At 40.2% G+C, this 6,308-nt stretch carries 8 protein-coding genes; 2 read left to right on the plus strand and 6 right to left on the minus strand.

The annotated features are described in order from the left end of the window. Positions 1 to 37: 37 nt before the first annotated feature. Positions 38 to 730 carry a TIGR04219 family outer membrane beta-barrel protein gene (locus B3J29_RS04660; protein ID WP_286964510.1) on the plus strand — a complete coding sequence of 231 codons (693 nt, stop codon included), beginning with the start codon at positions 38 to 40 and terminating at the stop codon, positions 728 to 730. A 349-nt stretch (positions 731 to 1,079) separates the two neighbouring features. Then, positions 1,080 to 1,631: a type 1 glutamine amidotransferase domain-containing protein gene (locus B3J29_RS04665; protein ID WP_005233163.1), complete on the plus strand. Its 552-nt coding sequence runs from the start codon at positions 1,080 to 1,082 to the stop codon at positions 1,629 to 1,631. Between the two features lie 59 nt (positions 1,632 to 1,690). On the opposite strand, the gene B3J29_RS04670 is transcribed toward B3J29_RS04665, so the two are convergent. From B3J29_RS04670 to B3J29_RS04695, 6 genes are all read right to left on the minus strand, one after another. Beyond that, the gene (locus tag B3J29_RS04670; RefSeq protein WP_286964511.1) at positions 1,691 to 2,014 is read right to left on the minus strand and encodes an ankyrin repeat domain-containing protein; all 324 of its coding nucleotides are present in this window, start codon (positions 2,012 to 2,014) and stop codon (positions 1,691 to 1,693) included. Between the two features lie 84 nt (positions 2,015 to 2,098). Continuing rightward, the gene (locus tag B3J29_RS04675) at positions 2,099 to 2,287 is read right to left on the minus strand and encodes a hypothetical protein (protein WP_286964512.1); all 189 of its coding nucleotides are present in this window, start codon (positions 2,285 to 2,287) and stop codon (positions 2,099 to 2,101) included. A 40-nt stretch (positions 2,288 to 2,327) separates the two neighbouring features. Further along, complete coding sequence (locus tag B3J29_RS04680; RefSeq protein WP_414632196.1) at positions 2,328 to 2,447, minus strand: hypothetical protein; 120 nt, start codon at positions 2,445 to 2,447, stop codon at positions 2,328 to 2,330. A 150-nt stretch (positions 2,448 to 2,597) separates the two neighbouring features. After that, positions 2,598 to 2,780 carry a hypothetical protein gene (locus tag B3J29_RS04685; RefSeq protein ID WP_286964513.1) on the minus strand — a complete coding sequence of 61 codons (183 nt, stop codon included), beginning with the start codon at positions 2,778 to 2,780 and terminating at the stop codon, positions 2,598 to 2,600. 103 nt (positions 2,781 to 2,883) lie between these two features. Next, positions 2,884 to 4,233 (minus strand): aromatic acid/H+ symport family MFS transporter, encoded by a 1,350-nt coding sequence (locus tag B3J29_RS04690; protein ID WP_286964514.1) that lies wholly within the window; start codon positions 4,231 to 4,233, stop codon positions 2,884 to 2,886. 367 nt (positions 4,234 to 4,600) lie between these two features. Continuing rightward, positions 4,601 to 5,965, minus strand: a complete 1,365-nt coding sequence (locus tag B3J29_RS04695; RefSeq protein WP_034171560.1) for an MFS transporter — start codon at positions 5,963 to 5,965, stop codon at positions 4,601 to 4,603. Between the last annotated feature and the right edge of the window lie 343 nt (positions 5,966 to 6,308).

The following is a 6,308-nucleotide window of genomic DNA, read 5'->3' on the forward strand; positions in this document are numbered from 1 at the left end:
ATCGCTCAATTTAAAGAAAGCGTAAGGAAAATTAGAAATGCGTACACAATTATTCACTGCATTATTACTAGGATTAGGACTGAGCAGCATAGGCCATGCTGATGTGATTGGTCTTAAAGCAGATGCCAGCTACTGGAATTTTGACGGTTATAGCCAGTCTGCCAATGCCGGCAAACAGGACCTGGATCGCCAAGGCATGGCACAACTCTCTGTCGCATTTGAACATCCAGTACCACTACTGCCAAATGCCAAAATCAAATATGTGAATCTGGACAGCAATAGCGAACAAAGCACCCCGCTGAATGCTGCCGATATCGAACTCAATAATATCGACTATATTCTGTATTACGAACTGCTGGATACCATTGTGCATGCTGATATCGGTGCTGGTCTGACCAATCTGGATGGTACAGTCAGAAATCTGAATGCAGGTGCCCTAACTCAGTACGATCTAGATGAATACAGTCCATTACTCTATGCTACAGCTGGGGTAAAACTGCCATTTACTGGCATGAGTGCTAAAGCTGAAGCGGTTTACAGTCATGGTAGCGATATTAAAAAGACTGATGTTCAGGCTGAACTGCAATATGACTTTATTGATAACCTGCTGGTCGATGTAGGGGCTAAAGTTGGCTATCGCATCATGAATATTGATGCCGAACAAAATAATGCGCCAGATTTGGAACTGGAATTTAAAGGCCCTTATATCGGCTTAGATATACACTTCTAAGGAATATAATGACTTATGAAAATTGGCCTTCACCCTGTAAGCCCATACGTACAAAGATAGATGCCATCGACGTCTATGCCAGCTTTCAGGTTCAGACTATTCTACAAACATACAGAGCAGCAAGCTCAAATACCTAAAAACAAGAAGAATAAAGTAGTGCACCAGGACGTGAGGTACGACAGGAGTTATACCTAGACACGAGATACGAAAAAAGCCCCAACAGGATGTTGGGGCTTTTTTATCTATAAACTCTTAGCATTGTTTAACAGTTCCGAGCTAAAAATCCAACATTGTAAGAATCGCCTTGTTGTTAATCTGAAAATCCTCACATTTTTTGGGAACAGCAATCATGGTAAAAAAGGTCCTCTTTATTACTTCAAACCAAGGCGTTGAACATGATGAACTGGTCGAGCCTTTAAATTTTCTAAAATCCAAAGGATTTGAAGTGATTCATGCGGCAGAAAAAAATGAAGAGGTGGCAACAGTAAAAGGCGATACTAAAGCTGCTACCTCATATACGCCTGATACCGGTTTTGATCATGTCACACTGGATGATTATGATCTCTTGGTTGTTCCTGGTGGCACTGTGAATGCAGATACTTTAAGAATTAATGAATCTGCCCAGAAAATCGTGCAGCATTTTGCTGATCAGCAAAAACCAATTGCCGCAATCTGTCATGCGCCATGGGTTCTGATTGATGCACAGCGAATTAAGGATAAAAACCTGACTTCGTACAAGAGCCTCAAACTGGATCTGGAAAATGCCGGTGGTAAATGGGTCGATGAACAGGTTCACCGTTGCAATACTGGCGACTGGGTACTGATTACTTCACGTAATCCGGATGACATTCCTGCTTTCAATGACGCTATCTTAAAAGAACTGGAAGGCGATGCTGCCTAAGTTCACACCATAAAAAAGCCTCCATCTGGAGGCTTTTATATGGTTTGAACTTATTTTATTTAAATGCCGCCTTTCAGGCTTTTCAGATAAGCCACTACATCTTTATTACCGGCCATTTCTGCTAGTTCCAATGCGGTATAGGTACTGCGATGATCGACATCTGCACCTTTGCTCACCAGTAGTTTCACTACTTCCAGATGATCATTTTCAGCAGCCGCCTGTAAAGCGCTATAGCCTTCTTCATCAGCAGAGTTGACGTCCAGACCTTCTTGTAGGCCGTTCTCAACCTGTTCAACATCACCGATCGAGGCCCAGTATACCAGTTCAGGAAGATGCAGCTCGTCATCATCTTCAGGGATTGGGGAGAATGATTTAATAGTCATAACTGTTTACCTGATTTTTTAATTATGAAATGGTTGATTTTACTCAGCCAACATCATGAAAGTTCATCATATATAAATCTTTGATTAATTACTTTTGAATTTTTTTAATAGCTCTTCGCTTCCTGAAAGTACTGACAAGGCCATATCAATCATTAGTTTTTTTCCTGACTCGATATTATTAACATCAATATCTTCCAGATTAGCATCGGCAAAATCTGGATTGATTGCCATTTCAAAATTAATAATCCACCAGTTTTCAATTTTATGAATCAATTAATATGTACATAGAAAGTTTTGCATAAGGTCTTTTATTTCAACATTGAAAAACTATATTACTCATTTCATGTGCTAAATAGTTTCTATAACTTTTTAAGGCCTCAATATTTTCTTTATCTTCTTTATTAATGACTCCATTCTCTATTAACCAAGAAATAGAAGCGTAGAGGTGATTTTTATGTCTTGATAAAACTTTTGTTCTATATTAGACCTCTTGCGAAAGTAGCGTTTTACCTAATTTTTGAATTGGCTAAAACCTTATAAAATGTAGCTTTGGGTTGTTTAAATTTTGACTAACGCAAGAAGTCTATTCTTCCTCTCCTTCTAAATCCTTAGCACCAATTAAAGTCATAGCATAAAAGTCTTTGAGTCGATTAATAATTGAATCTTTCAACATTTCATAAATAGTTATGTACATCGAAATATTAATTAGTCGATCTTTAAATACTTCAGGATTTAAAAAGTTTTCCCATTGCTCGCGATAGTCCATTTTTTAATAACTTTTAAACTCATAATTTTTTAATCTAAATTGCTTTAGATGAACAGTAAATAAAAAAGCCCCCTTTCGGGGGCTTCTTATTTCAAGCTAGGTTTTAAGCTTTTGCAGGAACGGTATCTGCTGAACCAATCTTTTCAGATTCATCTTCATGCATGATGAGAGCAACCGCAATAGCTGTAATCAGTACCGGTAAACCGACTGCCATAAAGTTAAAGTGTGCAGGCAGGTTCATACCCAGTAAGCCACCGATCAGGATCGGGCCAACAATCGCACCCATACGACCAATCGCAGATGACCAGCCAATACCTGTCGAACGTACTGCCAACGGGTAGAATTGTGCAACATAGCTGTATAGCAACATTTGCGAACCAATTGATGCTGCACCAGCCAGAAACACCAGAATGTAAAGCAGGAACTGGTTAGATGCAAAGCCCATTGAGCTCATCACAATCGCACCCATCATACCGAGGAACATCAATACCGGTTTCAGGTGGAAACGGTCAGCCAAAATACCACCGCCCACAATACCAACCACTGCACCTACGTTCATTGCCATCATGAACATCAGGCTGTTATCCATTGAGTAACCCGCTGCCATCATCAGCTTCGGTAACCAGCTGCTCAGCGCATACATGGTTAGTAGGCAAGTGAAGAAAGCGACCCAGAACAATAACGTATTTACTGCACAGCCACGACGGAACAGGCTCACCACGTTTGCTGCTTCAGGTACATTTTCCTGTGGCAGTTTAAAGATGGTAGTTTCTGTAACACTTAGATTTGGAGCCAAACGACGTACAATTTGACGTGCTTTTTCCTGTTTGTTGTCTTTGACAATAAAGGCTAAAGATTCCGGCAAGAACTTCCAGATCACTGGTAATAAGAATAATGGAATACCTGCGATAAAGAACATGATTTGCCAACCAAAACTTGGGGTAAACCATGAACCCAATAAGGCAGCCATCACACCACCTACCGCATAACCACTGAACATGGTCGTCACCAAGGTACTACGCATTTTTTGTGGTGCATATTCAGAGGTCAGTGCCACCAGGTTTGGCATTACACCACCAATACCCAGACCGGCAAGGAAGCGTAAAATACCGAACTCAGTCGGGTTTGAAGCAAAACCACCAGCAAAGGTCAGGCCACTGAATAACACGATACAGATCATGATCACTTTTTTACGGCCAATTTTATCTGCCAGAGAACCAAAGATCATCGCGCCAAACATCATGCCGGCAAGCGCAGTACTGGCAAGCATTCCCGCTTGAACGGCACTTAGGCCCCAGTCCTGCATTAATAAAGGTAAAACAACACCATTGATTGCTAAATCGTAGCCGTCAAACAAGATAATGAGTAAACACCAAGCAACTACATTGAAGTGAAAAGGCGTAAATTTCGCATTATCGACTACAGAATTTATATCTACTGTTTCCGTTGTCATCGTTCTCATCTCCCATGAGTACTTGTCCATAAAATCCTTTTGAATATCCGGGGGGAATATTCAAGTTTCAGCAATATACGCAAGTGAGATTTAGTGCACAATAAGACCAAATGATGGAGCAATTTCAGCCATAAAATAGCGGCTATTTGTGTGATTTATCACATTTTTATAAAGCTAAATAATTGAATAATTAGACATTTATTATTCTCATTAAAATGCTTATATAAATAATCTATAGACCAATGATTTTTTGATTTATTCAATTTTTTATGAATGATTTTTATACTTTAAACAAAAGATCCCTTTCTTATGAAAGGGATCTTTTGACTCAATTCAGATTTATAGCAAGTGGATTGGCAAAAAGTGACTAGGTTTTAATAGAATTCAGCTTCTGTTTCGCCAGTAAGGTCTCAGCATTCCGTTCTGCATTCAGATCTTTACGTACAATCATCGCCACTGAAATCGCGCCGATAATGGCTGGAATCGCAACAGCCAAGAAGTTCATTTTATGTGGCAGCTCCATACCCAACAGGAATCCAATAATAATTGGACCAACGATTGCCCCTACCCGACCAACTGCAGACGCGCAACCAATACCAGTAGAGCGGATTGCCAATGGATAGTACTGAGCCACGAAACTATAGAGCAGAATACTACTACCAATTGCCGAAGCACCCGCAGCAGCGACTAACAGATAGATCACAGCCTGTGGAGAATTAAAGCCTAATCCAACTAGGGATACAGCACCTAGCAGGAACATGCCAATAATGACGGGTTTCAGATGGAAACGATCCGCCAGAATACCACCACCAATGGTTCCAACTACTGCACCAATATTCATCGCCATCAGGAACATTAAACTGTTACCCAGAGAATAACCCGCTGCCATCATCAGTTTCGGTAACCAGCTACCCAATGCGTAGACCATAAGCAGACACATAAAGAAGCAGCACCAGAATAATAAGGTACTCATGCTACGACCCTGCTTAAATAAAGCGGCAATTGAAGCATCTGGCGCATGGACTTCATTCAGTACAAACTGGGTACTTGCAGTGACATTTTGCTCAGGGCTGATCTGTTGAACAATTTTGCTAGCCTTTTCATTTTGCTGTTTTTTTACTAGGAAAGTTAGAGATTCCGGTAAATACAAATACAGTATAGGCAGCATCAATAATGGAATACCTGCGATATAGAACATGATTTCCCAACCAAAACTTGGGGTAAACCAGGCACCTAATAACGCCGCCATAATCCCGCCGACTGCATAGCCACTAAACATGGTAGTGACTAAGGTACTGCGCATTTTTTGTGGTGCATATTCAGAAGTTAATGCGACCAGATTCGGTAAAACACCGCCAATACCTAAGCCGGCAATAAAACGCAGGATGCCAAATTCAGTCGGACCAGAGGCAAACCCGCCCCAGAACGTAAATCCACTGAATAAGGTCACACAAATCAGGATGACATTTTTTCGTCCAATTTTATCTGCCAGCATACCGAAGAGCATGGCACCAAACATCATGCCCGCCAGAGCAGTACTCGCAAGCATTCCGGCCTGAACTGCCGTCATATTCCATTCTTGCATCAGTAGAGGTAAAGCAACACCGTTGATTGCCAGATCATAACCGTCAAAAATAACGACAAATACGCACCAAAGTACGATCTTTAAATGAAAAGGTTTAAACTTTGCTTCATCCACTACAGCATTCACATTCACTGTTGTTGCTGTCATTTTTTCTCACCTCCAATTGTGAGCTTTTTTATTCTATGAAAAAATGAACGTTCATTCACTTTTGTATATAAAATGGATGATTCTTTAAACCTTGTCTACTGCAAAACTTACCAAGTTAGATGTTTTTAATAAAATTTAGGCTAAAGTCGTAAATTGAATAATTTTTAGACAGACCAATGAGAAAATAAGGCGAAGTTAATTAATTATACTTTTCACGTTATTTATATTTTTATTATCTAGGTACAATTAGGAGGTTATTTACTTGTTTTTCTAGAAACCCCACGCATAAAAAAAAGCCCCCTGCGTGAGCAGAGGGCTTTTGGAATAATGAGCTGGCGATGAC

Source organism: Acinetobacter sp. UBA5984 (genome assembly GCF_002429925.1).
Taxonomy (GTDB): Bacteria; Pseudomonadota; Gammaproteobacteria; order Pseudomonadales; family Moraxellaceae; genus Acinetobacter; species Acinetobacter variabilis.